This window comes from Pseudomonas sp. A-R-19 (genome assembly GCF_019956575.1).
Lineage (GTDB): Bacteria > Pseudomonadota > Gammaproteobacteria > Pseudomonadales > Pseudomonadaceae > Aquipseudomonas.
This window is the reverse complement of sequence record NZ_JAHBDR010000068.1, coordinates 1-23852: the sequence shown is the minus strand read 5'-3', so window position 1 is coordinate 23852 and position 23852 is coordinate 1. Positions and strand designations below refer to the sequence as shown.

Sequence of the window (23852 nt, the reverse complement as noted above, 5' to 3'; positions counted from 1 at the left end):
GAACGCCCTGTGCTCAGTCCACGTGATAGTGGACGGACAGCGTGCCTTTTTTCTGCGAAAGGGAGGCGATGGTGACCGCGCCCAGATCCTTCAAGCTGCGTACATGGGTACCGCCACAACCGTAGGCGGGCAGTTCACCGAAGCCGATTTCCCGGACACCTTCGCGCAGTGAAGTCAGGCGCGGCAGGTCGTGGTCGACCCACTGTCCGATGCCATGCTCAATTGTCCGGGCCTCAATGTCCTGCGCGCAATTGCCCGGCTTGAATTGCACACGGCCTTCACCAGGCCAGTGATGCGCCTTGATCGGCATCCAGCCCATGGTTTGTACAAAGTGCCCGATCAAATGCCCGGCCGAATGCATGCGCGTGTTGAACAACCGGCGCTGCTCATCGACGCGGATTTGCGTCATCCCGGTTTTTACCGGCTGGTCGACAAAATGAATGATCCGCTCGGGATCCTGCATCACGCGCAGCACCTGGCTTTCGCCGATCCAGCCGGTGTCAGAAGGCTGTCCGCCACCCTGAGGGTGGAACAGGGTCGCGCGCAAGACCACGGCAAATTCGTTTTCGTGAGGGGTGCATTCCAGGACTTCCACGTTGGCCTTGAGCTCATCACTATGGAAAAAAAGGCGCAGCGTCATATTCCAGGCTCGTATTGATTATCAGTTTTTATTATAGAAAGCCTGTAAATGCGTGATAATCCTGGCAAACATCAAAGGACTTTTGCGCTGTGAGCATAAATCTTCCACTGCCGCTGCTCGGTGAAATGGCGATCTTCGTCAAGGTTGTCGAGACGGGCAGTTTCTCCGAGGCGGCTCGTCAGTTGGGCTCTTCACCTTCGGCGGTCAGTCGTAGTATTTCACGTCTGGAGAAGGCGCTCGCGACCCGATTGCTGCAACGCACCACGCGCAAGTTGCGCCTGAGCGACGGTGGCGAGGAGGTGTTCAAGCGCTGCCAGGAAATGGTCAACGCCGCCCGTTCGGTGATGGAAATCAGTGGTCAGTTCACGGATGAACCCGAGGGGCTGGTGCGTATCAGCGTGCCGAAAGCGGTGGGCCGGATCGTGATTCACCCGCATATGCCGGAGTTTTTGCGCCGTTATCCCAAGGTGGATGTGGAACTGTTGCTTGAGGACCGCCAGGTTGATTTGATTGACGACCACGTCGACCTGGCGATCCGCATCACTGATCGGCCACCTGCGGGACTGGTGGGGCGGCGGTTGCTGACGATCGATCATATGCTCTGCGCGACGCCGCAGTACCTGGCCGAGCACGGTACGCCGACTCACCCCCACGACTTGCTCAACCACAGTTGCATTTACCTGGGCGAAACCCCGAGCGATGCGCGCTGGAAGTTCAAGAAAGGCAGCCAATCGGTCACCGTCGGTGTGCGCGGTCGCTATGCCGCCAATCACACCGGCGTACGTTATGGCGCGGTGCTGCAGCACATCGGGATTGGCAGCCTGCCGTATTTCACGGCGCGCCATGCCCTGGAGAAAGGGCTGATGGTGCAGGTGCTGCCGGACTGGACTTTTCTCGCGTCTTATCACGGAGGCGCCTGGTTGCTGCATTCGCCAACCCGGTACTTGCCTCCCAAGCTACGGGTGCTGATCGATTACCTGGTGGAGTGCCTGGAGAAGGAGCCGACGCTGGGCAAGCCGGGTAAGTCCAACGGTCCGGGCTGGTCGCCGTCGGAGTATGAACTGCCGGAAAGTGACGGCTTGTTCTGAACGAAAAAAAGGTTCTTCACGCAATCCCGGGAAACTGTAGGAGCCGGCTTGCTGGCGATGGACGCAAGTGCGCCGCGTTTATCCAGTTTGTACGCGTTATCGTTAACCACCATCGCTGGCAAGCCAGCTCCTACAGGAGACCGCGTCCGAGATGTGAACACCAAACTGTAGGAGCCGGCTTGCTGGCGATGGACTCATGTGCGCCGCGTTTATCCGGTTCATACGCGTTATCGTTAACGACCATCGCTGGCAAGCCAGCTCCTACAAGGGACCGCGTCCGAGTCAAAATGATGTGAACACCAAACGGTAGGAGCCGGCTTGCTGGCGATGGACTCATGTGCGCCGCGTTTATCCAGGTCACCCGCGTCATCGTTAACGACCATCGCCGGCAAGCCAGCTCCTACAAGGGACCGCGTCCGGGTGGAAATGATGTGAACACCAAACTGTAGGAGCCGGCTTGCTGGCGATGGACTCAAGTGCGCCGCGTTTATCCGGTTCACAGCGTTATCGTTAACGACCATCGCCGGCAAGCCAGCTCCTACAAGGGACCGCGTCCGAGATGTGAACGCCAAACTGTAGGAGCCGGCTTGCTGGCGATGGACTCAAGTGCGCCGCGTTTATCCGGTTCACAGCGTTATCGTTAACGACCATCGCTGGCAAGCCAGCTCCTACAAGGGACCGCGTCCGAGATGTGAACACCAAACTGTAGGAGCCGGCTTGCTGGCGATGGACTCATGTGCGCCGCGTTTATCCGGTTCATGCGCGTTATCGTTAACGACCATCGCTGGCAAGCCAGCTCCTACAAGGGACCATGTCCACGCTGAAACCAGTGAAAGGCACAAAAAAGGCCCGCATGTTCAACCATGCGGGCCTTTTGCATGACCAGTCGGGGATCAGTGCTTGCTGTCCTGGTTTGACAGCGCCAGCAGCTGCTTTTCCTGGTTCCAGTCGAAGGGCTCGTCGTTCTGTTCGGCTTCGAAACGGCGCTCTTCCAGTGCCTGATACAGGTCGATTTCTTCATCGGACAAGTAGTGCAGGCAGTCACCGGCGAAATACCACAGCAGATCCCGTGGAATCAGGTGGGCGATTTGCGGATAACGGGAAATGACTTGAGTCAGGATGTCCTGGCCCAGGTATTGGCTTTCGATCGGATCGATCGGCAGTGACGCCAGCAGTTCGTCGAAGCGCTCAAGGAACAAGGCATGGCTTTCTTCGGGAACCTGCTCGGCCTCACCTACGGCGACCAGGATGCTGCGCAGGTGGTCGAGTAAAACGAGATGATCGGCAACGATGTTGGACACGAGATAAGTCCTCAAGAGCAAAACGGGCGCGGGAGTATAAAGCGCCCGCGCCCGTTTTTACATGTTTGAAGGGATCAGCGGACTTTTCCCTCGGCCAGTGCCAAAGCCTCCTGGTCAAAGTCATCGACATCGATCACCTTGCGCCGTGCCGCTTCGGCTTCACGCAGGGTTTGGGCTTCCACCGGCTGCAACACGCCCGCCTCGAGTGCGGCATCGATCACCGATTCGCCGGCCACCGGTTTGACCTGGCCACTCTTGAGTGCCACATGCAGCTTTTTCTGCAACGGCTGTGCGGCGCCCAGCAGATTGCAGGCGTGTTGCAATGCACCGACCGGATCGTCGCTCGCTTGTGGGCGATAGCATCCCAGGAGCAATTCCTCCAGGGCTGGGTCGCCCTTGGCGCGGCCAATCAACGCAGCGACTTCGGCTCCGAGTTTGTCCGATGGTCCTTTGTGTCGGCGACCGAACGGGAACACGATCACCCGCAACAGGCAGCCCACGACTTTGTTCGGGAAGTTGTTCAGCAGCTCATCCATAGCCCGTTCCGCCTGGCCCAGGCTTTCCTCCATGGCCCAGGCCAGCAGCGGTGTCATGTACTGCGGTGAGTCGAGATCGTTGTAGCGTTTGAGTGCGGCCGAGGCCAGGTAAAGGTTGCTGAGCACGTCGCCCAGTCGAGCGGACAGGCGTTCGCGGCGTTTCAATGCGCCGCCCAGCAACATCATGCTGAGGTCGGCGAGCAGGGCGAAAGCAGCGGCCTGACGATTGAGGGCGCGGAAATAACCTTGGCTGAGTTTGTCGCCCGGGGTGTGTTCCAGGTGCCCGAAACCGAGATTCAACACCAGCGTACTGGCAGCGTTGCCCACGGCAAAGCCGATGTGCTTGAGCAGCAGGCCATCGAACTCTCTGAGCGCCTGATCCTTGTCTTCACGGCCGGCGAGGGCCATTTCCTTGAGCACGAAGGGATGGCAGCGGATCGCGCCCTGGCCGAAGATCATCAGGTTGCGCGAGAGAATGTTCGCGCCTTCCACGGTGATGAAAATTGGCGCGCCGTTCCACTTGCGGCCAAGGTAATTGTTCGGCCCCATGATGATCGCCTTGCCGCCGTGCACATCCATGGCATCGCTGATGCAGTCGCGGCCGCGCTCGGTCAGGTGGTACTTGAGAATCGCTGACAGCACCGACGGTTTCTCGCCCAGATCGACCGCATTGGCGGTGAGCATGCGGGCGGCGTCCATCATCCAGGCATTGCCGCCAATGCGGCCCATGGCTTCCTGAATGCCTTCGAAAGCGGCAATCGGCACGTTGAACTGTTCGCGAACCTGAGCGTATTGGCCCGTCACCAGGCTGGTGAACTTGGCCATGCCGGTGCCCACCGCCGGCAGGGAAATCGAACGCCCGACCGACAGGCAATTCATCAGCATCATCCAGCCTTTGCCGAGCATTTCCTGGCCACCGATGAGGAACTCCAGCGGGACGAACACATCCTTGCCGGAGTTCGGGCCATTCATGAACGCGGCGCCCAGCGGCAGGTGCCGGCGGCCGATCTCGACACCGGCGGTGTCGGTCGGAATCAGCGCCAGGCTGATACCCAGGTCTTCCTTGTCACCCAACAGGTGATCCGGGTCGTAGGCCTTGAAGGCCAGGCCGAGGAGGGTGGCCACCGGGCCGAGGGTGATGTAGCGCTTTTCCCAGTTCAAACGCAGGCCGAGGACTTCCTGGCCTTCCCATTCACCTTTGCAGATCACCCCGGAGTCCGGCATGCCGCCGGCGTCGGAGCCGGCCAGCGGACCGGTCAGGGCAAAGCACGGGATGTCGTCGCCGCGGGCCAGGCGTGGCAGGTAATGATTGCGTTGTTCATCGGTGCCGTAATGCAGCAACAGTTCAGCCGGGCCGAGGGAATTGGGGACCATCACGGTGGAGGCGAGGTCGCCGCTGTGGCTCGCCAGTTTCATCGCCACTTGCGAGTGGGCATAGGCGGAGAAGCCCTTGCCGCCAAACTCCTTGGGGATGATCAGGGCGAAAAAGCCATTGTCCTTGATGAAGGTCCAGACTTCGGGCGGCAGGTCCATGGTTTGACCGAGCTGCCATTCATTGACCATGGTGCAGAGTGTTTCGGTCGGCCCGTCGATGAAAGCCTGTTCCTCTTCGTTCAATTGCGCCTTGGGATAGGACAGCAGTTTGCTCCAGTCCGGGCGGCCGCTGAACAGTTCACCGTCCCACCACACCGTGCCGGCGTCGATGGCGTCGCGTTCGGTTTGCGACATCGGCGGCAGGGTCTTCTGGAACCAGCTGAACATCGGTGCACTGAACAATTTGCGACGCAGGTCGGGCAGCAGCAGTGGCGCGGCGACGGCGGCGATCAATACCCATAAAACCAGCAACAACCAGCCCGGCGCGCGACTGAGCGCACCCATCGCCACGACATAGACGGCCACGATGACCAGGGCGGGCAGCGGGGCGATGCGACGGTGAGCCAAATAAGCAATCCCGACCAGCAGAACCAGTATCCACAACAGCAGCATATTCATTCCTCCGTGAAACCAGGGCGAACCAACCCTCGAAGCTTAGACGGCATCCGTAAAACAGGCTGGCTGGAGCGATGTGATTGGAATCGTGGGAAAAGCGTTGATTGAGCGAGCGGCAAAGCGCCCATGTTTGGCCGAAACGTCGTTATCTCTGTGCTCAAGCGCTCGCTAGACTCGGGGCTTCCCCAGGAGATTATTCTCATGCACGAGTATCTGAGTCCCGGCCGCTTCATCGATAGTGACCATCCGTCCGTGGTGGAGTTCGCCGAAAAACACCGTGGCGTCAGTCGCGATCCGCTTGAGCAGGCGATCAGTCTCTATTACGCCGTGCGTGAAGCGGTACGCTACAACCCCTACACCTTCAGTCGCGATCCGCAGACCCTGCGCGGCAGTTATGCGCTGGCGACCGGGGAAAGTTACTGCGTACCCAAGGCCACGCTGCTGGCCGGTGCCGCGCGGCATTGCGGGATTCCCGCGCGGATCGGCCTGGCGGATGTGCGCAATCATTTGTCGACGCCACGGCTGCTTGAGCTGCTCAAGAGCGACATGTTCGCCATGCACGGCTACACCGAGTTTTATTTGCAGGGTCGCTGGATCAAGGCGACACCGGCGTTCAACCGCAAGCTCTGCGACCTGTTCAATGTGGCGCCGCTGGAGTTCGACGGGATCAACGACAGCGTTTTTCATCCCTACAACCGCGAGGGCGCGAAGCTGATGGAGTACCTCGTCGATCACGGCCAGTTCGCCGACGTACCTGAAGCGTTCTTTTTCGAACACCTGGAAAAATGCTATCCGCACCTGTTCGGCGAGCAACAGCAACCGCTGTTGGGTGACATGCAGAGCGATTTGAGTCGCGCCTGATCCGGCGTATGCTGCCTGCCCACTTATCGAAAAAGAGGCGGTCATGCTGAAGATCTGGGGTCGGAAAAACTCGTCGAATGTCAGGAAACCGTTGTGGGCCGCCGAAGAGTTGGGGCTGGCCTATGAAGCCATCGATGCCGGTGGCGCCTTTGGAGTCGTCGATACCCCCGAGTACCGAGCGATGAACCCGAACGGTCGGGTTCCGGTGATCGAAGACGATGGTTTCGTATTGTGGGAATCCAACGCCATCGTGCGTTACCTGATGGCCCGTCACGCCGGCGGTACGGCCTGGTATCCGGCGGATCTGCAAGCCCGTGCCACCGCCGACAAGTGGATGGACTGGACCACCTCGAGTTTTGCCGGACCGTTTCGCACCGTGTTCTGGGGCGTACTGCGCACCCCGGCAGACCAGCAGGATTGGGCGGCCATCAAGGCGGCGATCAAGGAATGCGACACGCTGCTGGCGATGGCCGATCAGGCGTTGGCGAACTCGCCCTACCTGTCCGGAGACGAGATCGGCATGGGCGATATTCCCCTGGGCAGTTTCATTTATGCCTGGTTCGAGATGCCGATCGAGCGTGTGCCACAACCGCATCTGCAGGCCTGGTATGCACGGTTGAAACAGCGTCCGGCGTATCGCAAAGCCGTCATGACCGCGTTGACTTAATACTCACTATCGACACGCTTGACTGTACTTGTGTGGCGGCGACAAGCACCATTGTGCCAGTTCGCTGCGGTTGTATTGTTCGCCGTCGCCCATACTTATCCCTTTCTTCCCTTCTTGGTGCGTAAATCCGATATGAGTTCCGCTCTGTCCATCCGGCAGCTAACCAAAACCTACGGCAACGGTTTCCAGGCCCTGAGTGGTATCGATCTGGATGTCGCCGAGGGTGACTTTTTCGCCTTGCTTGGCCCCAACGGCGCCGGCAAATCCACGACCATCGGTATTCTCTCGACCCTGGTGAACAAGACCAGCGGCACGGTGAATATCTTCGGTCACGACCTGGACAGGAATCCTGCGCAGCTCAAGCGCTGCATCGGCGTGGTGCCTCAGGAATTCAACTTCAACCAGTTCGAAAAGACCTTCGACATCGTCGTGACCCAGGCCGGCTACTACGGCATCCCGGCGAAAATCGCCAAGGAACGCGCCGAGCAGTACCTGACCCAGCTCGGCTTGTGGGACAAGAAGGACGTGCCGTCGCGTTCGCTGTCCGGCGGCATGAAGCGGCGCCTGATGATCGCCCGCGCGCTGGTCCATGAACCGCGCCTGCTGATCCTTGACGAACCGACTGCCGGGGTGGACATCGAACTGCGTCGCTCGATGTGGAGCTTCCTCACCGAGCTGAACCAGAAAGGCATCACCATCATCCTCACCACCCACTACCTGGAAGAGGCTGAGCAGTTGTGCCGCAACATCGGCATCATCGACCACGGCACCATTGTCGAGAACACCAGCATGAAGCAGTTGCTTAGCCAATTGCATGTGGAAACGTTCCTGCTGGATATGAAGAACACGTTGCACGTGGCGCCTCAGTTGATCGGCTACCCGGCCAGACTGGTCGATAGTCACACCCTGGAAGTCCAGGTAGACAAGTCCATGGGCATCACCGCGCTGTTCACCCAGTTAGCGCAGCAAAACATCGAAGTGCTGAGCTTGCGTAACAAAACCAATCGCCTCGAGGAGTTGTTCGTGTCCCTGGTGGAGAAAAATCTGTCGAAGGTGGCGGTATGAGTTCCGAGCTGCGCCCCAACCTCATTGCCCTCAACACCATCGTTTACCGTGAAGTCCGGCGTTTCACCCGGATCTGGCCGCAGACCCTGCTGCCACCGGCCATCACCATGGTCTTGTACTTCGTGATCTTCGGTAATCTGATCGGTCGGCAAATCGGCGACATGGGTGGCTTCACTTACATGGAGTACATCGTGCCGGGGCTGATCATGATGTCGGTGATCACCAACTCCTACGGCAACGTGGTGTCGAGTTTCTTCGGCAGCAAGTTCCAGCGTTCCATTGAAGAACTGATGGTCTCGCCGTTGTCGCCGCACACCATCCTGATCGGCTACACCCTGGGCGGCGTACTGCGCGGGTTGATGGTGGGGATCATCGTGACCCTGCTGTCGCTGTTCTTCACCGACTTGCAGGTGCATCACCTGGGCGTGACCATCCTGGTGGTGGTGCTGACCGCGACGATTTTCTCGTTGCTGGGCTTCATCAACGCCGTGTTTGCGCGCAACTTCGATGACATTTCGATCATTCCGACGTTCGTGCTGACGCCACTGACCTACCTGGGCGGGGTGTTCTATTCGATCTCGCTGTTGCCGCCGTTCTGGCAGACCGTGTCCCTGGCCAACCCGGTGCTGCACATGGTCAACGCATTCCGCTACGGCATCCTCGGCGTGTCGGATATCCGCATCAGTATTGCGATTACGTTCATGCTGGTGGCGACCGTGGTGCTTTACCTCGGATGTGCGCGGTTGCTGGTCAGCGGACGCGGAATGCGTACCTGAGAAATACCGAGTCGTCTGTTTCGCGAGCAAGCCCGCACACACTGGATCTATGTAGCACTGAAGATCCCTGTGGGAGCGGGCTTGCTCGCGAAGGCGTCAGCCCAGACACTACAAAAAAACGGCCTCCCAAGTGGAGGCCGTTTTGCATTCTCACATCCGGCTCTTCTTGCGCCGCTTCCATTGCCTGGCCACCCACCAGCGCCAATACGTCATCACCAGGAAGTAGGACAGCGCTCCGAGTGCCAGCCCCGTCACGACCGAACCCAGCAGAAACGGTTGCCACAAGGTCGAGATTTCACCCTTGATCCATTCCCAGGTCAGCGAGTCCGGTAACTGCCGGGCGGGAACGTCCATCAACCAGGCACCGGTCTGGTACGTGCAAAAGAATACGGCAGGCATGGTGATCGGGTTGGTCAGCCAGACCAGGCTCACGGCAATCGGCATGTTGCCGCGCACGATGATGGCGAGGATTGCTGCCAGCAGCATCTGCAACGGGATCGGCAGGAACGCGGCGAACAGACCTACCGCCATGGCGCGGGCAACGGAGTGGCGGTTGAGGTGCCACAGGTTCGGGTCATGCAGCAGAGTGCCGAGAAAGCGTAAGGACTTGTGTTCCCTGATGCTCATCGGGTCTGGCATGTAACGTTTGAATAAGCGCCGGGGCATAAGGCTTCTCGGTCGGTCAGGGTGGCAAGTATGTCTGGATTCTACGAACTGCCCATTCAGACTTTGTGACAATTATTGACGACGTCGAGGCTAAGGGCGGGCTAAGCCTAGAGGGTACTCTCAAGGACGGGCTTATGCGCACAGGGATGATGGCGCTGGCGCTGGGTCTTTTGACCTTGCGTTTTTTACCGGCATTACCGCCGGTCTGGTTGTGGCTGGCGATGCCGGTGGCGGGTTTGATGTTGCTGCCGTTCAGGACCTATCCGGTGGCGTTTTACCTGTTCGGCTTGAGTTGGGCCTGCGCCAATGCGCAGTGGGCGCTGGATGACCGACTGCCACCGGTGCTGGACGGAGAAACCCGCTGGGTCGAAGGGCGGGTCACTGGCTTGCCCCGGCATGACGACGGTGTGGTGCGTTTCGAATTGACCGACATCCAGTCCCGGCGTACCCGGCTGCCGCGGCAAATGCGTCTGGCCTGGTACGGCGGGCCGCCGGTGAACAGTGGTGAGCGCTGGCGCCTGGCAGTCAAATTGAAGCGCCCGGTCGGGCTCCTCAATCCGCAGGCGTTCGATTACCAGGCCTGGTTGCTGGCACAACGCATCGGGGTAACCGGGACGGTCAAGCAGGGTGAGCGCCTGGCGCCAGCTCAATGGGCCTGGCGCGATGGAATCCGCCAGCGATTGCTGGCGGTGGATGCCCAAGGGCGAAGCGGCGCGTTGACCGCATTGGTACTCGGGGACGGCGCCGGGCTGAGTCGCGAAGACTGGCAGGTACTGCAGGACACCGGCACGGTGCATCTGTTGGTGATTTCCGGACAGCATATCGGGTTGCTGGCGGGCGTTGTGTATCTGCTGATCGCGGGCCTGGCCCGTTTTGGGTTATGGCCGAACCGTTTGCCATGGTTGCCTTGGGCATGTGGCCTGGCATTCGCCGCGGCGCTCGGTTACGGGATGCTGGCCGGTTTCGGGGTGCCGGTACGACGGGCCTGCCTGATGATTGGCCTGGTGTTGTTGTGGCGTCTACGGTTCCGTCATCTCGGTGCTTGGTGGCCACTGTTGTTGGCACTCAACGGCATTTTGCTGCTGGAGCCCCTGGCGAGTCTTCAGCCTGGCTTCTGGCTGTCGTTCGCTGCCGTTGCAGTCTTGATCTTGACCTTTGGCGGCCGATTGGGACCGTGGCGCTGGTGGCAAACCTGGACCCGTGCCCAGTGGCTGATTGCAATCGGGTTGTGCCCGTTGTTACTGGCACTGGGATTGCCAATCAGCCTCAGCGGGCCGCTGGCCAATTTGTTCGCCGTGCCCTGGATCAGTCTGGTGGTGCTGCCACCGGCATTGCTCGGGACTCTATTGCTGCCGGTGCCCTATGTGGGTGAGAAATTGCTGTGGCTGGCGGGCGGCTTGATCGACTGGTGGTTCAGGGGATTGGGACTCATTGCCGGTCAGGTTCCCGCCTGGGTGCCCACGGCGGTTCCGCTATGGGCCTGGTTGATCGGTGCCTTTGGCGCTGTTCTGCTATTACTGCCGCGAGGCGTACCGATGCGCCCGTTAGGGTGGCCCATGCTGTTGATGCTGGTTTTTGCGCCCAGGCCGATGTTGCCGGAAGGCATGGCCGAAGTCTGGCAACTGGATGTCGGCCAGGGCCTGGCGATCCTGGTGCGCACCCGGCATCACGCGATGCTGTATGACGCCGGACCGCGTTTCGGTGAACTCGACCAGGGGGAACGGGTGGTGCTGCCGGCGTTGCGCAAACTGGGGGTGAAGGACCTCGACCTGATGCTGATCAGCCACGCCCATGCCGACCACGCCGGTGGTGCCCGGGCGGTTACCAAGGGCTTGCCGGTGAACCGGGTGGTCAGTGGTGAGCCGTCGGACTTGCCTGTGGAGTTACGGGCCGAGCGTTGTGAGAGCGGTCGACAATGGACCTGGGATGAAGTCGATTTCCAGCTTTGGCACTGGCCATTGGCCGGGGACAGCAACCAGAACTCCTGCGTCTTGCTGATCGAGGCCAATGGCGAACGGTTGCTGTTGAGTGGCGACATCGATGCCGCCGCCGAGCGCGCTTTGCTGGACAGTCCGTTGGCCCTGCCCACCGATTGGCTGCAGGCGCCACACCACGGCAGTCGCAGTTCTTCGTCAAACGCCCTGCTGGAGGTCTTGCAACCCAAAGGGGTGCTGATCTCACGCGGTCAGGGCAATTCGTTTGGCCATCCGCATCCCACGGTCATCGCGCGTTATCAAAAACGTGGAATGGCGATCTACGACAGCGTCGAACAGGGTGCCATTCGTCTGCAACTGGGGCGCTTCGAGCCGCCGTGGTCAATGCGCCAGGAACGGCGTTTCTGGCGCGATCCGCCGCCTTTGCACCAATAACCGGGCGTTACTCAAGCCCGACCGGATGCGACATACCGGTCTTCGGTGCCAGCACCCCCTATGTTAGAGTGGCGCACTTTTTCGAGGGGATTGTCACTGTGTGGGAATTGGTCAAATCCGGCGGCTGGATGATGCTGCCGATCATTCTGAGTTCCATCGCGGCCATGGCCATCGTCGCCGAGCGTCTCTGGACGCTGCGCGCCAGCCGCGTGACCCCGGAGCATTTGCTCGGGCAGGTCTGGGTCTGGATCAAGGACAAACAGCTCAATAAAGACAAACTCAAGGAACTGCGCGCCAACTCGCCTTTGGGCGAGATCCTGGCGGCGGGCCTCGCCAACTCCAAACATGGTCGCGAGATCATGAAGGAGTGCATCGAAGAGGCCGCTCAACGGGTCATCCATGAGCTTGAACGCTATGTCAGCGCCCTGGGCACCATCGCCGCCATGGCGCCATTGCTGGGCCTGCTGGGTACAGTGCTGGGCATGATCGACATTTTCAGCGCATTCACGGGCTCGGGCATGACCACCAACGCCTCCGTTCTGGCGGGTGGTATTTCCAAGGCCCTGATCACCACGGCTGCGGGCCTGATGGTGGGTATCCCATCGGTGTTCTTCCACCGTTTCCTGCTACGGCGTATCGATGAGCTGGTGGTGGGCATGGAGCAGGAAGCGATCAAGCTGGTCGAGGTGGTGCAGGGCGACCGTGATGTGGATCTGTCCGGGAGCAAAGCGTGAAATTCCGCCGCAAACAACGGGAAACGGTGGACATCAACCTCGCGTCGCTGATCGACGTGGTGTTCATCCTGCTGCTGTTTTTCGTCGTGACCACCACCTTCACCCGTGAAACCCAGCTGCGCGTCGATCTGCCGGAAGCGGTCAGCGGCACGCCCGCCGACGATCAAAGCAAGCCTCTGGACATCACCATCAGCGCCGACGGCGTGTTCTCGGTGAACAACCAGATCCTGGCGAAGAGTGACCTGGCCTCGTTGATGGACGCGCTGCAAAAAGAAGCCAACGGCGACACCAACCGGCCGCTGTCCATCAGCGCTGACGGCAAGACTCAGCATCAATCGGTTATCACTGCCATGGATGCGGCCGGCAAACTCGGTTTCAGTCACTTGCGCATGACCACTATCGAGGCGGCGCCTCCCGCGCCCTGATGGCCATGTCCGATCGATTGCTCGCCGCGTGGTATGACGGTCATCCGGCCCTGAAGCTGTTACAGCCACTGGAATGGCTGTACCGGCGCGTGGTCATGAACAAGCGCAAGCGCTTTCTGGCGGGTGAAGGCGAGATCTATCAGCCGCCGGTGCCGCTGATCGTGGTCGGCAACATCACCGTGGGTGGCACCGGCAAGACACCGCTGATTCTATGGATGATCGAGCACTGCCAGCGCAGCGGCCTGCGGGTCGGCGTGGTCAGTCGCGGCTACGGCGCCAAACCGCCGCAGTTGCCGTGGCGGGTCGAGGCCGAGCAGAGCGCCGACGTTGCTGGTGACGAGCCGTTGCTGATCGTCCAGCGCACGGGCGTGCCGCTGATGATCGACCCCAATCGCAGCAACGCGGTCAAAGCCTTGCTGGCCAGTGAACCGCTGGACCTGATCTTGTCCGACGACGGCATGCAGCACTACCGCCTTGCCCGTGACCTGGAACTGGTGCTGATCGACGCCGCCCGCGGCCTGGGCAACCGTCGTTGCCTGCCTGCCGGGCCATTGCGTGAACCGGCCGAGCGCCTGCAAAGCGTCGACGCGGTCCTCTACAACGGTGCCGCGGCTGATCGCGATGATGGATTTGCCTTTCAATTGCAACCCACCGCGCTGGTCAATCTGCGCAGCGGCGAACGGCGTACCCTCGACCATTTCCCCAGTGGCCAGGCCCTGCACGCGGTGGCCGGCATCGGCAACCCGCAACGTTTCTTCAAGACCCTCGAAACGCTACACTGGCAGCCGGTTCCACATGCGTTTGCCGACCACGCCGAATACAGCGTGCAGGCTTTGAATTTCACGCCGTCATTGCCGCTGGTGATGACGGAAAAGGACGCGGTGAAATGCCGTGCCTTTGCCACCGCCGACTGGTGGTACCTGGCGGTCGATGCCGTGCCGTCGCCGGCCTTCGTAGCCTGGTTCGACACACAGCTGATGCGCCTGCTGCCGGCTCGTTTGTTGCCTTAACTCCGTTTTTTCCAGGGAATGCTCATGGACACCAAATTGCTCGATATCCTCGCTTGCCCGGTCTGCAAAGGCCCGCTCAAGCTCAGCGCCGACAAGACCGAGCTGATCAGCAAGGGCGCAGGCCTGGCCTACCCGATTCGCGACGGCATCCCGGTGATGCTCGAATCCGAAGCTCGCACCCTGACCACCGACGAGCGCCTGGATAAATGACCACAGCCTTTACCGTCGTCATTCCATCGCGTTATGCCTCCACCCGCCTGCCGGGCAAGCCGATGCTGTTGATCGCCGGCAAGCCGATGATCCAGCACGTCTGGGAACAGGCGAGCAAAAGCAGCGCCGAGCGGGTGGTGGTGGCCACCGACGACCCGCGCATCGTCGAGGCTTGCAAAGGCTTTGGTGCCGAAGTGGTGCTGACCCGTGAAGATCACAACTCCGGCACCGACCGCCTGGCCGAAGTCGCAATGAAACTGGGCCTGGCGCCCGATGCCATCGTGGTCAATGTCCAGGGCGACGAACCGCTGATCCCGCCGAGCGTGATCGATCAGGTCGCCGCCAACCTGGCCGCCCACGCGCAAGCGCGCATGGCCACCCTGGCCGAGCCGATCGACGACGCGGACACCCTGTTCAATCCCAACGTGGTCAAGGTCGTCAGCGACCTCAATGGCCTGGCGTTGACGTTCAGCCGTTCCACCTTGCCCTGGGCGCGGGATGCGTTCGCCGTGAACCCTGAGCAGTTGCCGGAAGGTGTGCCGTATCGCCGCCATATCGGCATCTATGCCTACCGTGCCGGTTTCCTGCAGGATTTCGTCAGCTGGGGTCCCTGCTGGCTGGAAAACACCGAGTGCCTGGAACAGCTGCGTGCCTTGTGGCACGGCGTGCGGATTCATGTGGCCGACGCACTGATCGCGCCGCCCGCCGGCGTCGATACCGCTGAAGACCTTGAGCGCGTTCGTCGCCTGCTGGAGGCGTGATGCGGGTTTTGTTTGTCTGCCTGGGCAACATCTGCCGCTCTCCCACGGCCGAAGGCGTGCTGCGACACAAGTTGCGCGAGGCCGGCTTGGCCGATCAGGTTGAAGTGGCCTCCGCCGGTACCGGCGACTGGCATGTCGGCAAGGCGCCGGACAAGCGCAGTCAGGCCGCGGCGAAGCTGCGCGGTTATGACTTGTCCGCCCAGCGCGCCCGGCAAGTCAGCCGTGCCGATTTCGCCACTTATGACCTGATCCTGGCGATGGACAACAGCAACCTGCGCAACCTCAAGGCCTTGCAGCCGGTCAAGGGCAAGGCAGAGCTGGATTTGTTCCTGCGCCGTTATCAGTCGGAAATCGATGAAGTGCCGGACCCGTATTACGACGGCGACCAAGGCTTCGAACAGGTGCTGGACCTGATCGAGCGCGCCAGCGATTTGCTTTTGATCGAATTGAAGGGACGGTTATGAGTTTGCAGGTTCGGTCGCAGGTTTCGCTCAAGCCGTTCAACAGCTTTGGCGTGGATGTCCAGGCCCGGCTGTTTGCCGAGGCCCACAGCGACGCCGATGTGCGCGAAGCCCTGGCCTATGGGCTGGAGCACAAGGTCCCGGTGCTGGTGATTGGCGGGGGCAGCAACCTGTTGCTGACGGCAGATATCGATTCGCTGGTCCTGCGCATGGCCACTCGCGGCATTCGTGTGCTGAGCGATGACGGCGGCAAGGTGGTGATAGAAGCGGAGGCGGGTGAGCCCTGGCATCCGTTCGTGCAGCACACGCTGGCGTTGGGGTTGTCCGGTCTGGAAAACCTCAGCCTGATTCCCGGCACCGTCGGTGCGGCACCGATGCAGAATATTGGCGCCTATGGGGTCGAGATCAAGGACGTATTCGCCGGCCTGACCGCCCTCGATCGCCAGACCGGCGAACTGCGCGACTTCAGCCTGGCGCAGTGCAACTTCGCTTACCGCGACAGCCTGTTCAAGCAGGAGCCGGGACGCTGGTTGATCCTGCGTGTGCGTTTCGCCCTCGACCGCGCCGCGCATTTGCATCTGGAGTACGGTCCGGTACGTCAGCGCCTGACCGAACAGGGCATTGAGCATCCGACCGCCACCGATGTCAGCCAGGCCATTTGCAGCATCCGCAACGAAAAACTCCCGGACCCGGCGGTACTGGGCAATGCCGGCAGTTTTTTCAAGAATCCCCTGGTATCGGCGGCGCTGGCTGCACGGCTCAAGGGGGAGTACCCGGACCTGGTGGCCTATGCGCAACCTGATGGCCAGATGAAATTGGCCGCCGGCTGGCTGATCGAGCGGGCAGGCTGGAAAGGTTTTCGCGATGCTGACGCGGGTGTCCATAAGCTGCAGGCGCTGGTGCTGGTCAACTATGGTGGCGCAACGGGCCTGCAACTACTGAACCTGGCGCAGCGTATCCAGAAAGACATTTCAGAACGTTTCCATGTCGACCTGGAAATGGAACCAAACCGGTATTGAGCTAAGCTTTCAAGACGGATTAAAAAGCCCTGCACGATGTTTATTGTGCAGGGCTTTTTTGGGGCATTCTCTGGTTTGGAGGTCATTTCATTCTCGACCAGAACGCGGTCTCCTGTAGGAGCTGGCTTGCCAGCGATGGTCGTTAACGATTACGCGCATGAGCTGGATAAACACGGCGCACGTGAGTCTATCGCCAGCAAGCCGGCTCCTACAGTTTGGCGTTCACATCATTTCGACCAGGACGCGGTCCCTTGTAGGAGCTGGCTTGCCAGCGATGGTCGTTAACGATAACGCGCATGAACCGGACAAACGCGGTGCACTTGAGTCCATCGCCAGCAAGCCGGCTCCTACAGTTTGGCGTTCACATCATTTCGACCAGGACGCGGTCCCTGGTAGGAGCTGGCTTGCCAGCGATGGTCGTCAACGATGACGCGCATGAACCGGACAAACGCGGCGCACTTGAGTCCATCGCCAGCAAGCCGGCTCCTACAGTTTGGTGTTCACATCATTTTCGACCAGGACGCGGGCCCTTGTAGGAGCTGGCTTGCCGGCGATGGTCGTTAACGATAACGCTGTGATCCGGATAAACGCGGCGCCCTTGAGTCCATCGCCAGCAAGCCGGCTCCTACAGTTTGGCGTTCACGTCATTTCGACCAGGACGCGGTCCCTTGTAATTGGATGGACTCGCCCAAGCCGAGGCGTCAATGCGCCACGGTGGCAGTCTAAACAGCCAACGACAGCGAGGGCGAGTCCATGAAAAATCATAGTTCGTTTGATCAATCCGTGTCTTCTTCCGATTTGTCGGCCTGCACAACCTTGGCGGTCGACTTGGCCAAACAGGTCTTTCAGGTCGCCGGTGAAGATATCCTCGGCCAGGTGCTCTACGAGCAGCGGATCAAGTCGCGCGAGGCGTTTTATGATTTTCTCCGACAGTTGCCGCCGCATGTCGTGGTTTTGATGGAGACCGGTCCGGGTGCCCAGGCCTGGGCCCGGCAGCTGCAAGACCAAGGTAATCCGGTGCGGATTCTTCCAGCCGGTTTGGTGGCCACACATCGCAGCGGGCCTAAAAATGATCGCAACGATGCGCTGGCGATTCTGCGGGCCAATCGCGATGAAAAAATCTGCGCAGTACCGGTCAAAAGCGTTGCGGCGCTGGCAATGCAGGCGTTGCATCGTGCCCGCCAGGGCTATGTGCGTCGACGCACGGCCATCAGTAATCAGATGCGCGGCCTGCTGCTTGAGCACGGCGTAGCCTTGGCACAGGGCGATGTTGCGATCAGCCAGAAAATCCCGCGGGTGCTGGAAGATGCCAGCCAACCGGTGCCGGGCCTGCTGCGTGAACTGATCGACGAACTGTTGGCCGAGTGGCGCCATTTGGGCGAGCGCATCAGCGTACTGACGGGACGCCTGGAAGTGGCCGCCAACGCTGACATGACGGCGAAGCGGCTAATGACTGTGCGCGGCATCGGCCCGGTCACTGCCACGGCACTGGTGGCCAAGGAAACCAAGCCTGAGCGCTTTCCCAATGCCCGCAAGTTTGCCGCGTACTTTGGCATGGTGCCTGACCAGCACAGCAGCGGGGAGACGGTCCGGTTGGGGGGCATGACCAAGCGAGGTGATGCTTATTTACGCAGCCTGATGATCCAGGGGGCCCATGCGGTGCTGCAACAACTACGACCTGATTCCCAGCAACCCGATGACCGCCGCTTGTTGCACTGGATGAGCCGGTTGGGCCGTAAGGAGGCTGCGATCAGGCTAGCCAACCGCAACCTGCGAATCGTCTGGGTGCTTCTACAGAATGACCAGACTTATCGTCGCCACGCGGGTGATGGCCAGCCAGCGACGATGGGCCACTGAGCGACAGAGTTCTGCCACCGAGGTACTAACCGTCTGACCCTCTGCTGAAAAAAATTGACCCCAGGTAAGACCGGCGTGGATTGATGCCTAAGCTCCTACTGGCCTTCGAGGCCTGACTGTAATCGGCATACCACGAGCTTTTCCAATTTTGGCCAGAAGCCGAAGACGGCTTCCACGAATAGGCCTAATACATAGATGCAACGGGGCAGCGGTTTTTCAAAAGCGGGTAGACAGTGGGGGCGAGTCCATACATAGGAGCTGGCTTGCCAGCGATGGTCGTTAACGATAACGCGTACAAACTGGATAAACGCGGCGCACTGGAGTCTATCGCCAGCAAGCCGGCTCCTACAGTTTGGCGTTCACATCATTTCGACCAGGACGCGGTCCCTTGTAGGAGCTGGCTTGCCAGCGATGGTCGTTAACGATAACGCGCATGAACCGGACAAACGCGGTGCACTTGAGTCCATCGCCAGCAAGCCGGCTCCTACAGTTTGGTGTTCCCATCATTTCGACCAGGACGCGGTCCCTGGTAGGAGCTGGCTTGCCAGCGATGGTCGTTAACGATAACGCGTACGAACCGGATAAACGCGGCGTACCTGAGTTCATCGCCAGCAAGCCGGCTCCTACAGTTTGGTGTTCACATCATTTCGACTCGGACGCGGTGTTTTGTAGGAGCTGGCTTGCCAGCGATGGTCGTTAACGATGACGCGTATCAACTGGATAAACGCGGCGCACTGGAGTCCATCGCCGACAGGCCGGCTCCTACAGGTATTGCATTATCGGTGTTTCCCGGGATGTTAATGCTCGGTTAACTTAGTCAGCTAACGATGCACACTCTTGCTTCACCAAAGGCCCGGTGCAGACGTCTGCGTCCGCACAAGAGAGCCCATTAGCCTGAGTCGATCTGCGTGCGACCCACCGAGATCCAGCGGCAGATTGCTCGACCCCATAACTCAAGAAATATGCGGGCGTGCCCATGATTACCCTGAAGCTCAATGGTCAAGACCATCAACTCGACGTCACCGAGGACATGCCGCTGCTCTGGGCGATCCGCGACGTGGCCGGTTACAACGGCACCAAGTTCGGCTGCGGCATGGGCCTGTGCGGCGCCTGCACCATTCATATCGAAGGGGCTCCGGCACGCAGTTGCATCACGCCCATCGGTTCCGTCGTCGGGCAGAATGTCAGCACCATCGACAACCTGCACGCCGACCCGATCGGTAAAGTCGTGCAGCAAGCCTGGCTCGACACGGCGGTCGCCCAATGTGGCTTTTGCCAGGGCGGGCAAATCATGTCGGCGACGGCGCTGCTCAAGACCAATCCGAACCCCAGCGACGAGCAGATAGAAGAGGCGATGGTCGGCAACATCTGCCGCTGCGGCACCTACAACCGCATCAAGACGGCGATCCGCCAGGCCTCCACTCACCTGAAGGAGGCCAAGGCATGAGCCAGTTACCGAATGATTTCGCCCTGAGTAATCTCAGTCGTCGTGGCTTTCTCAAAGGCGTGGGCGCCACCAGTGCGTTAGTGCTGGCGGCGAGCTGGGGCTGGCAAGACGCATTTGCCGAGGACAAAGAGAAAAAGTTCGGCGCCGACGGCATGCCCCACGGCTGGGTCGATGATCCCAAGGTCTATGTGAGCATTGCTGCCGATGGCACGGTAACCGTGATCTGCAACCGCTCGGAGATGGGCCAGGGCGTACGCACCAGCCTGACCATGGTGGTGGCCGATGAACTGGAAGCCGACTGGGCGCGGGTCAAAGTACAACAGGCCCCGGGCGACGAAGTACGCTTCGGCAACCAGGACACCGATGGCTCACGCAGCATGCGCCATTGGTACGAACCGATGCGTCGTTGCGGGGCCGCGGCACGCGCCATGCTGGAGCAAGCCGCCGCTGACCAATGGAAAGTGTCGGTCGGCGAGTGCCATGCGCAACTGCATAAAGTCATCCATAAACCGTCAGGCCGCGAACTGGATTATGGTGCGCTCGCCGCCGCTGCTGGTGCTTTGGCCATACCGGCGCGGGACAGCCTGAGGCTCAAGCAACCTTCCGAATTCCGCTACATCGGCAAGGAAGGCACCAAGGCCATCGATGGTGAAGACATCGTCAAAGGCCGTGCGGTGTACGGCGCCGACGTGCATTTCGACGGCATGCTGTACGCGACCATTGCACGGCCTGCGGTGTATGGCGGCAAGGTCAAAAGCTTCGATGGCAGCGCGGCGATGAAAGTCCCCGGCGTGGTCAAGGTGGTGCAGATCGAAAGCCGGCCCTTGCCTTCGGAATTTCAACCGCTCGGCGGTATCGCCGTGGTGGCGAGCAATACCTGGGCAGCGATCAAGGGCCGCGAAGCGCTGAAAATCGAGTGGGACGACGGCCCCAACGCCAGCTACGACTCGATCGCCTATCGCAAGGAACTGGAAGCGGCCTCGCTCAAGCCCGGCAAGGTGGTGCGCAATACCGGCAATATCGACGAGGCGATGTCCAGCGCCGCCAGCACGCTGGAAGCTTCCTATTACCTGCCGCATTTGTCGCAGTCGCCGATGGAACCGATGGTCGCCATTGCGCGGTTCAAGGACGGTGCGTGCGAAGCCTGGGGGCCGAGCCAGGCACCACAAGTCACCCGGGAACGAATTGGTGAAAGGCTGGGCCTGCCGTTCGACAACGTCACGTTCAACGTGACCTTGCTGGGCGGCGGGTTCGGGCGCAAGTCCAAGCCTGACTTCATCATCGAGGCGGCGATCCTCGCCAAGGAATTCCCCGGCAAGGCGGTGCGGGTGCAATGGACCCGCGAAGACGACATCCACTATTCCTACTTCCACACCGTGTCCGCCGAATACCTCAAGGCCAGCCTGAACAAGGATGGCCTGCCGTCCGGCTGGTTGCACCGTACGGTGGCGCCGAGCATTACCGCGTTGTTTGCGCCGGGCATGAACCATGAGGCGGCATTCGAACTGGGCATGGGATTCACCAACATGGCGTATGCGATCCCCAACATTCGCCTGGAAAACCCCGAGGCCACAGTACATACCCGGGTCGGCTGGTATCGCTCGGTGTCGAACATTCCCCACGGCTTCGCGATCCAGAGCTTTATCGATGAACTGGCGCACAAGGCCGGGGAAGATCCGCTGAAGTACCAGATCAGATTGCTCGGCCCGGATCGTCAGATCGATCCGCGCACCTTGAGTGAAGAGTGGAACTACGGCGAATCCCCCGAGCGTTATCCGATCGACACCGCACGCCTGCGCACGGTACTGGAGACCGCCGCCAAAGCCGCCGGATGGGGGCGTGAATTGCCCAAGGGGCGCGGCCTGGGCCTGGCGGTGCATTACAGCTTTGTGACCTATGTGGCGGCGGTGATCGAGGTGGAGGTCAAGGACGACGGCACGCTGGTGGTGCACAAGGCCGACATCGCGGTCGATTGCGGGCCGCAGATCAATCCCGAGCGGATTCGCGCGCAATTCGAAGGGGCCTGTGTCATGGGCCTGGGCAATGCGGTGCTGGGGGAAATCAGCTTCAAGGACGGCAAGGTCCAGCAGGATAACTTCCACATGTACGAAGTGGCGCGCATGTCCCTGGCGCCAAAAGAGGTGGCCGTGCATCTGGTGACGCCGCCGGGCGAGGTGCCATTGGGCGGTGTGGGTGAGCCGGGGGTGCCACCGATTGCGCCGGCGCTGTGCAATGCGATCTTTGCCGCCACCGGCAAGCGCATTCGCAATCTGCCGGTTCGTTATCAACTGTCGGGCTGGCAGAAGGCCGAAGCCTGATGGACAGCGCCGATCTGAACGTCCTGCGCAGTGTGCTGCAATGGCATCGCGCCGGTCAGCGGGTGATGTTGTACAGCGTGGTCGAAACCTGGGGCACCGCGCCCCGGGCACCCGGCGCCATGCTGGCATTGCGTGAAGACGGCATGGTGATTGGTTCGGTCTCGGGCGGGTGTGTCGAGGATGACTTGATCGCGCGACTGCGCGACGGCCGCCTTGCGTTTGAGGGGCCGCCGGTGCAACTGATCACCTACGGCGTGACCCGTGAGGAAGCTGCACGTTTCGGCTTGCCCTGCGGCGGCACCTTGCGCTTGACCGAGGAGCGTATCGACGATGGGGACTGGGTCGAGCAATTGCTCGCTCATTGCGAGGCACATGAAATCGTTGCCCGTGAACTGAATCTGGTCACTGGCGAAGTGCTTTTGCAGCCGGCCAGTAAAGCTGACGTGTTGACGTTCGATGGCCAGACCTTGCGCGCGATCTACGGCCCGCGCTGGCGCCTGCTGCTGATTGGCGCGGGGCAGCTGTCGCGCTACGTGGCGGAAATGGCCCGGCTGCTGGATTTCGAGGTGCTGATTTGCGACCCGCGCAGCGAGTTCGTCTACGGCTGGGAGGAACAGCACGGACGATTCGTTTCGGGGATGCCGGATGAGGCGGTATTGAATATCCAGACCGATGAACGCACGGCCATTGTCGCCTTGACCCATGATCCACGCCTGGACGACATGGCCCTGCTCACGGCCCTCGACTCCAGGGCTTTTTACGTCGGAGCACTGGGGTCGCGGGTCAACAGCCAGAAGCGCCGGGAAAACCTCGCTCAACTGGGTTTGTCGCAACCGGCGATTGACCGCTTGCACGGTCCCATCGGTTTGCACATCGGCAGTCATAATCCAGCGGAAATTGCCTTGTCGCTCATGGCGGAAATCGTGGCGGTCAAAAATGGCGTTGAACTGAAGCAGAAAAAAATCTTGCAGGAGAGGGTATGAGTGAGTCGATCGGCGTCATTGTGTTGGCGGCGGGGCAGGGCAGCCGGTTTCGTCAGGTGGCGGGCGCCGATAAGGATAAATTGCTCGCTGATTGTACCGGGCGTGATGGCGCGGTGCGGTCCGTCATTGAGCACACGCTGGTTAACCTGCCGGTCGCACTGGACAAGCGTGTACTGGTGACGACCGCTGACCGCCCGCAGGTTGTACGCATGGCTCAGGCTTATGGCTGCGAGATCGTATTGATCGAGTCGACGGGAATGGGCGACAGCATTGCCGCTGGAGTCGCTGCTTGCCAGCAACTCGATGGTTGGCTGATGGTACTGGGTGATATGCCGTTCATCCTGCCGTCCAGTATCGGGCAAGTGGTGGCGGGTATCAGCGCAGACAGTATCAGCGTGCCCGTGCAGGGCGGCGAGTACGGGCATCCGGTCGGGTTCGGACGGGACTTCGCGGCGGGGCTGATGGCGTTATCGGGGGATCGTGGCGCCAAACCGTTGTTCGCCCAAGGGCGGGTGGTTGAAGTGACAGTGGATGATCCTGGCGTGTTGTGGGATGTGGATGTGCCGCAGGCGTTAGTCTTCAAGTAGTGCCGGAGATGATCCCCTGTGGGAGCGGGCTTGCTCGCGAAGGCGGCCTGACAGTCAACTGAGATGTTGGATGATCCAACGC

At 60.6% G+C, this 23852-nt stretch carries 22 protein-coding genes; 18 read left to right on the top strand and 4 right to left on the bottom strand.

Features of this window, described 5'->3' with window-relative positions:
* Positions 1–13 precede the first annotated feature (13 nt).
* A complete protein-coding gene (locus KGA88_RS19420) occupies positions 14–640 on the bottom strand; it encodes an alanyl-tRNA editing protein (RefSeq protein WP_223593610.1) in 627 nt (208 codons plus the stop codon).
* 89 nt (positions 641–729) lie between these two features.
* Between KGA88_RS19420 and KGA88_RS19415 the strand changes: the two genes are divergently transcribed.
* A complete protein-coding gene (locus tag KGA88_RS19415; RefSeq protein WP_110662825.1) occupies positions 730–1728 on the top strand; it encodes a LysR family transcriptional regulator in 999 nt (332 codons plus the stop codon).
* Between the two features lie 893 nt (positions 1729–2621).
* Here the strand turns inward: KGA88_RS19415 and KGA88_RS19410 are convergent.
* Positions 2622–3029 carry a PA2817 family protein gene (locus KGA88_RS19410; protein WP_007991629.1) on the bottom strand — a complete coding sequence of 136 codons (408 nt, stop codon included), beginning with the start codon at positions 3027–3029 and terminating at the stop codon, positions 2622–2624.
* 74 nt (positions 3030–3103) lie between these two features.
* Complete coding sequence (locus tag KGA88_RS19405) at positions 3104–5551, bottom strand: acyl-CoA dehydrogenase (RefSeq protein ID WP_223593607.1); 2448 nt, start codon at positions 5549–5551, stop codon at positions 3104–3106.
* A gap of 204 nt (positions 5552–5755) precedes the next feature.
* Here KGA88_RS19405 and KGA88_RS19400 point away from each other — a divergent pair, with 204 nt between their 5' ends.
* The 4 genes from KGA88_RS19400 to KGA88_RS19385 all read left to right on the top strand — a co-directional run bounded on the left by KGA88_RS19400 (position 5756) and on the right by KGA88_RS19385 (position 8923).
* A complete protein-coding gene (locus KGA88_RS19400) occupies positions 5756–6415 on the top strand; it encodes a transglutaminase-like domain-containing protein (protein WP_110660222.1) in 660 nt (219 codons plus the stop codon).
* A 43-nt stretch (positions 6416–6458) separates the two neighbouring features.
* Positions 6459–7082: a glutathione S-transferase family protein gene (locus tag KGA88_RS19395; RefSeq protein WP_223593605.1), complete on the top strand. Its 624-nt coding sequence runs from the start codon at positions 6459–6461 to the stop codon at positions 7080–7082.
* A 132-nt stretch (positions 7083–7214) separates the two neighbouring features.
* Entirely contained in the window at positions 7215–8147 is a 933-nt protein-coding gene (locus tag KGA88_RS19390) for an ABC transporter ATP-binding protein (RefSeq protein ID WP_223593603.1), read from the top strand.
* Positions 8144–8923 (top strand): ABC transporter permease, encoded by a 780-nt coding sequence (locus tag KGA88_RS19385; protein WP_223593593.1) that lies wholly within the window; start codon positions 8144–8146, stop codon positions 8921–8923. Before KGA88_RS19390 ends, KGA88_RS19385 begins: the two co-directional genes overlap by 4 nt.
* A gap of 150 nt (positions 8924–9073) precedes the next feature.
* On the opposite strand, the gene KGA88_RS19380 is transcribed toward KGA88_RS19385, so the two are convergent.
* Complete coding sequence (locus tag KGA88_RS19380) at positions 9074–9589, bottom strand: DUF2062 domain-containing protein (RefSeq protein ID WP_223593590.1); 516 nt, start codon at positions 9587–9589, stop codon at positions 9074–9076.
* Between the two features lie 134 nt (positions 9590–9723).
* Between KGA88_RS19380 and KGA88_RS19375 the strand changes: the two genes are divergently transcribed.
* The 13 genes from KGA88_RS19375 to KGA88_RS19315 all read left to right on the top strand — a co-directional run bounded on the left by KGA88_RS19375 (position 9724) and on the right by KGA88_RS19315 (position 23770).
* Positions 9724–11958, top strand: coding sequence for a DNA internalization-related competence protein ComEC/Rec2 (locus KGA88_RS19375; protein WP_223593588.1), 2235 nt, complete (start codon positions 9724–9726; stop codon positions 11956–11958).
* Positions 11959–12056: 98 nt separating this feature from the next.
* Entirely contained in the window at positions 12057–12692 is a 636-nt protein-coding gene (locus KGA88_RS19370) for a MotA/TolQ/ExbB proton channel family protein (RefSeq protein WP_110660228.1), read from the top strand.
* Positions 12689–13117, top strand: a complete 429-nt coding sequence (locus KGA88_RS19365) for an ExbD/TolR family protein (RefSeq protein ID WP_223593586.1) — start codon at positions 12689–12691, stop codon at positions 13115–13117. The genes KGA88_RS19370 and KGA88_RS19365 overlap by 4 nt, the downstream gene beginning before the upstream one ends.
* Positions 13117–14127, top strand: a complete 1011-nt coding sequence (gene lpxK / locus KGA88_RS19360) for a tetraacyldisaccharide 4'-kinase (RefSeq protein WP_223593579.1) — start codon at positions 13117–13119, stop codon at positions 14125–14127. Before KGA88_RS19365 ends, lpxK begins: the two co-directional genes overlap by 1 nt.
* 24 nt (positions 14128–14151) lie before the next feature.
* A complete protein-coding gene (locus tag KGA88_RS19355) occupies positions 14152–14337 on the top strand; it encodes a Trm112 family protein (protein WP_003179363.1) in 186 nt (61 codons plus the stop codon).
* Positions 14334–15098 carry a 3-deoxy-manno-octulosonate cytidylyltransferase gene (kdsB, locus tag KGA88_RS19350; RefSeq protein ID WP_110657801.1) on the top strand — a complete coding sequence of 255 codons (765 nt, stop codon included), beginning with the start codon at positions 14334–14336 and terminating at the stop codon, positions 15096–15098. Before KGA88_RS19355 ends, kdsB begins: the two co-directional genes overlap by 4 nt.
* Positions 15098–15562: a low molecular weight protein-tyrosine-phosphatase gene (locus tag KGA88_RS19345; RefSeq protein ID WP_223593577.1), complete on the top strand. Its 465-nt coding sequence runs from the start codon at positions 15098–15100 to the stop codon at positions 15560–15562. Before kdsB ends, KGA88_RS19345 begins: the two co-directional genes overlap by 1 nt.
* Complete coding sequence (gene murB / locus KGA88_RS19340; RefSeq protein ID WP_223593574.1) at positions 15559–16578, top strand: UDP-N-acetylmuramate dehydrogenase; 1020 nt, start codon at positions 15559–15561, stop codon at positions 16576–16578. The genes KGA88_RS19345 and murB overlap by 4 nt, the downstream gene beginning before the upstream one ends.
* A 798-nt stretch (positions 16579–17376) precedes the next feature.
* Positions 17377–18435: an IS110 family transposase gene (locus KGA88_RS19335; protein ID WP_223593643.1), complete on the top strand. Its 1059-nt coding sequence runs from the start codon at positions 17377–17379 to the stop codon at positions 18433–18435.
* Positions 18436–19411: 976 nt separating this feature from the next.
* Positions 19412–19882 carry a (2Fe-2S)-binding protein gene (locus KGA88_RS19330; RefSeq protein ID WP_008046998.1) on the top strand — a complete coding sequence of 157 codons (471 nt, stop codon included), beginning with the start codon at positions 19412–19414 and terminating at the stop codon, positions 19880–19882.
* Positions 19879–22200 carry a xanthine dehydrogenase family protein molybdopterin-binding subunit gene (locus KGA88_RS19325; RefSeq protein ID WP_223593565.1) on the top strand — a complete coding sequence of 774 codons (2322 nt, stop codon included), beginning with the start codon at positions 19879–19881 and terminating at the stop codon, positions 22198–22200. The genes KGA88_RS19330 and KGA88_RS19325 overlap by 4 nt, the downstream gene beginning before the upstream one ends.
* Entirely contained in the window at positions 22200–23183 is a 984-nt protein-coding gene (locus tag KGA88_RS19320; protein ID WP_223593563.1) for an XdhC family protein, read from the top strand. The genes KGA88_RS19325 and KGA88_RS19320 overlap by 1 nt, the downstream gene beginning before the upstream one ends.
* On the top strand, positions 23180–23770 hold the full coding sequence (locus KGA88_RS19315; RefSeq protein WP_110660037.1) for an NTP transferase domain-containing protein: 591 nt from the start codon (positions 23180–23182) through the stop codon (positions 23768–23770). The genes KGA88_RS19320 and KGA88_RS19315 overlap by 4 nt, the downstream gene beginning before the upstream one ends.
* Positions 23771–23852 lie beyond the last annotated feature (82 nt).

Excerpts from the sequence above, each read along its gene's own strand:
- KGA88_RS19420 (WP_223593610.1), bottom strand. The coding sequence starts at position 640 with ATGACGCTGCGCCTTTTTTTCCATAGTGATGAGCTCAAGGCCAACGTG.
- KGA88_RS19405 (WP_223593607.1), bottom strand. The coding sequence starts at position 5,551 with ATGCTGCTGTTGTGGATACTGGTTCTGCTGGTCGGGATTGCTTATTTG.
- KGA88_RS19400 (WP_110660222.1), top strand. The coding sequence starts at position 5,756 with ATGCACGAGTATCTGAGTCCCGGCCGCTTCATCGATAGTGACCATCCG.
- KGA88_RS19395 (WP_223593605.1), top strand. The coding sequence starts at position 6,459 with ATGCTGAAGATCTGGGGTCGGAAAAACTCGTCGAATGTCAGGAAACCG.
- KGA88_RS19390 (WP_223593603.1), top strand. The coding sequence starts at position 7,215 with ATGAGTTCCGCTCTGTCCATCCGGCAGCTAACCAAAACCTACGGCAAC.
- KGA88_RS19385 (WP_223593593.1), top strand. The coding sequence starts at position 8,144 with ATGAGTTCCGAGCTGCGCCCCAACCTCATTGCCCTCAACACCATCGTT.
- KGA88_RS19380 (WP_223593590.1), bottom strand. The coding sequence starts at position 9,589 with ATGCCCCGGCGCTTATTCAAACGTTACATGCCAGACCCGATGAGCATC.
- KGA88_RS19375 (WP_223593588.1), top strand. The coding sequence starts at position 9,724 with ATGCGCACAGGGATGATGGCGCTGGCGCTGGGTCTTTTGACCTTGCGT.
- lpxK (WP_223593579.1), top strand. The coding sequence starts at position 13,117 with ATGGCCATGTCCGATCGATTGCTCGCCGCGTGGTATGACGGTCATCCG.
- KGA88_RS19355 (WP_003179363.1), top strand. The coding sequence starts at position 14,152 with ATGGACACCAAATTGCTCGATATCCTCGCTTGCCCGGTCTGCAAAGGC.
- kdsB (WP_110657801.1), top strand. The coding sequence starts at position 14,334 with ATGACCACAGCCTTTACCGTCGTCATTCCATCGCGTTATGCCTCCACC.
- KGA88_RS19345 (WP_223593577.1), top strand. The coding sequence starts at position 15,098 with ATGCGGGTTTTGTTTGTCTGCCTGGGCAACATCTGCCGCTCTCCCACG.
- murB (WP_223593574.1), top strand. The coding sequence starts at position 15,559 with ATGAGTTTGCAGGTTCGGTCGCAGGTTTCGCTCAAGCCGTTCAACAGC.
- KGA88_RS19330 (WP_008046998.1), top strand. The coding sequence starts at position 19,412 with ATGATTACCCTGAAGCTCAATGGTCAAGACCATCAACTCGACGTCACC.
- KGA88_RS19325 (WP_223593565.1), top strand. The coding sequence starts at position 19,879 with ATGAGCCAGTTACCGAATGATTTCGCCCTGAGTAATCTCAGTCGTCGT.
- KGA88_RS19320 (WP_223593563.1), top strand. The coding sequence starts at position 22,200 with ATGGACAGCGCCGATCTGAACGTCCTGCGCAGTGTGCTGCAATGGCAT.
- KGA88_RS19315 (WP_110660037.1), top strand. The coding sequence starts at position 23,180 with ATGAGTGAGTCGATCGGCGTCATTGTGTTGGCGGCGGGGCAGGGCAGC.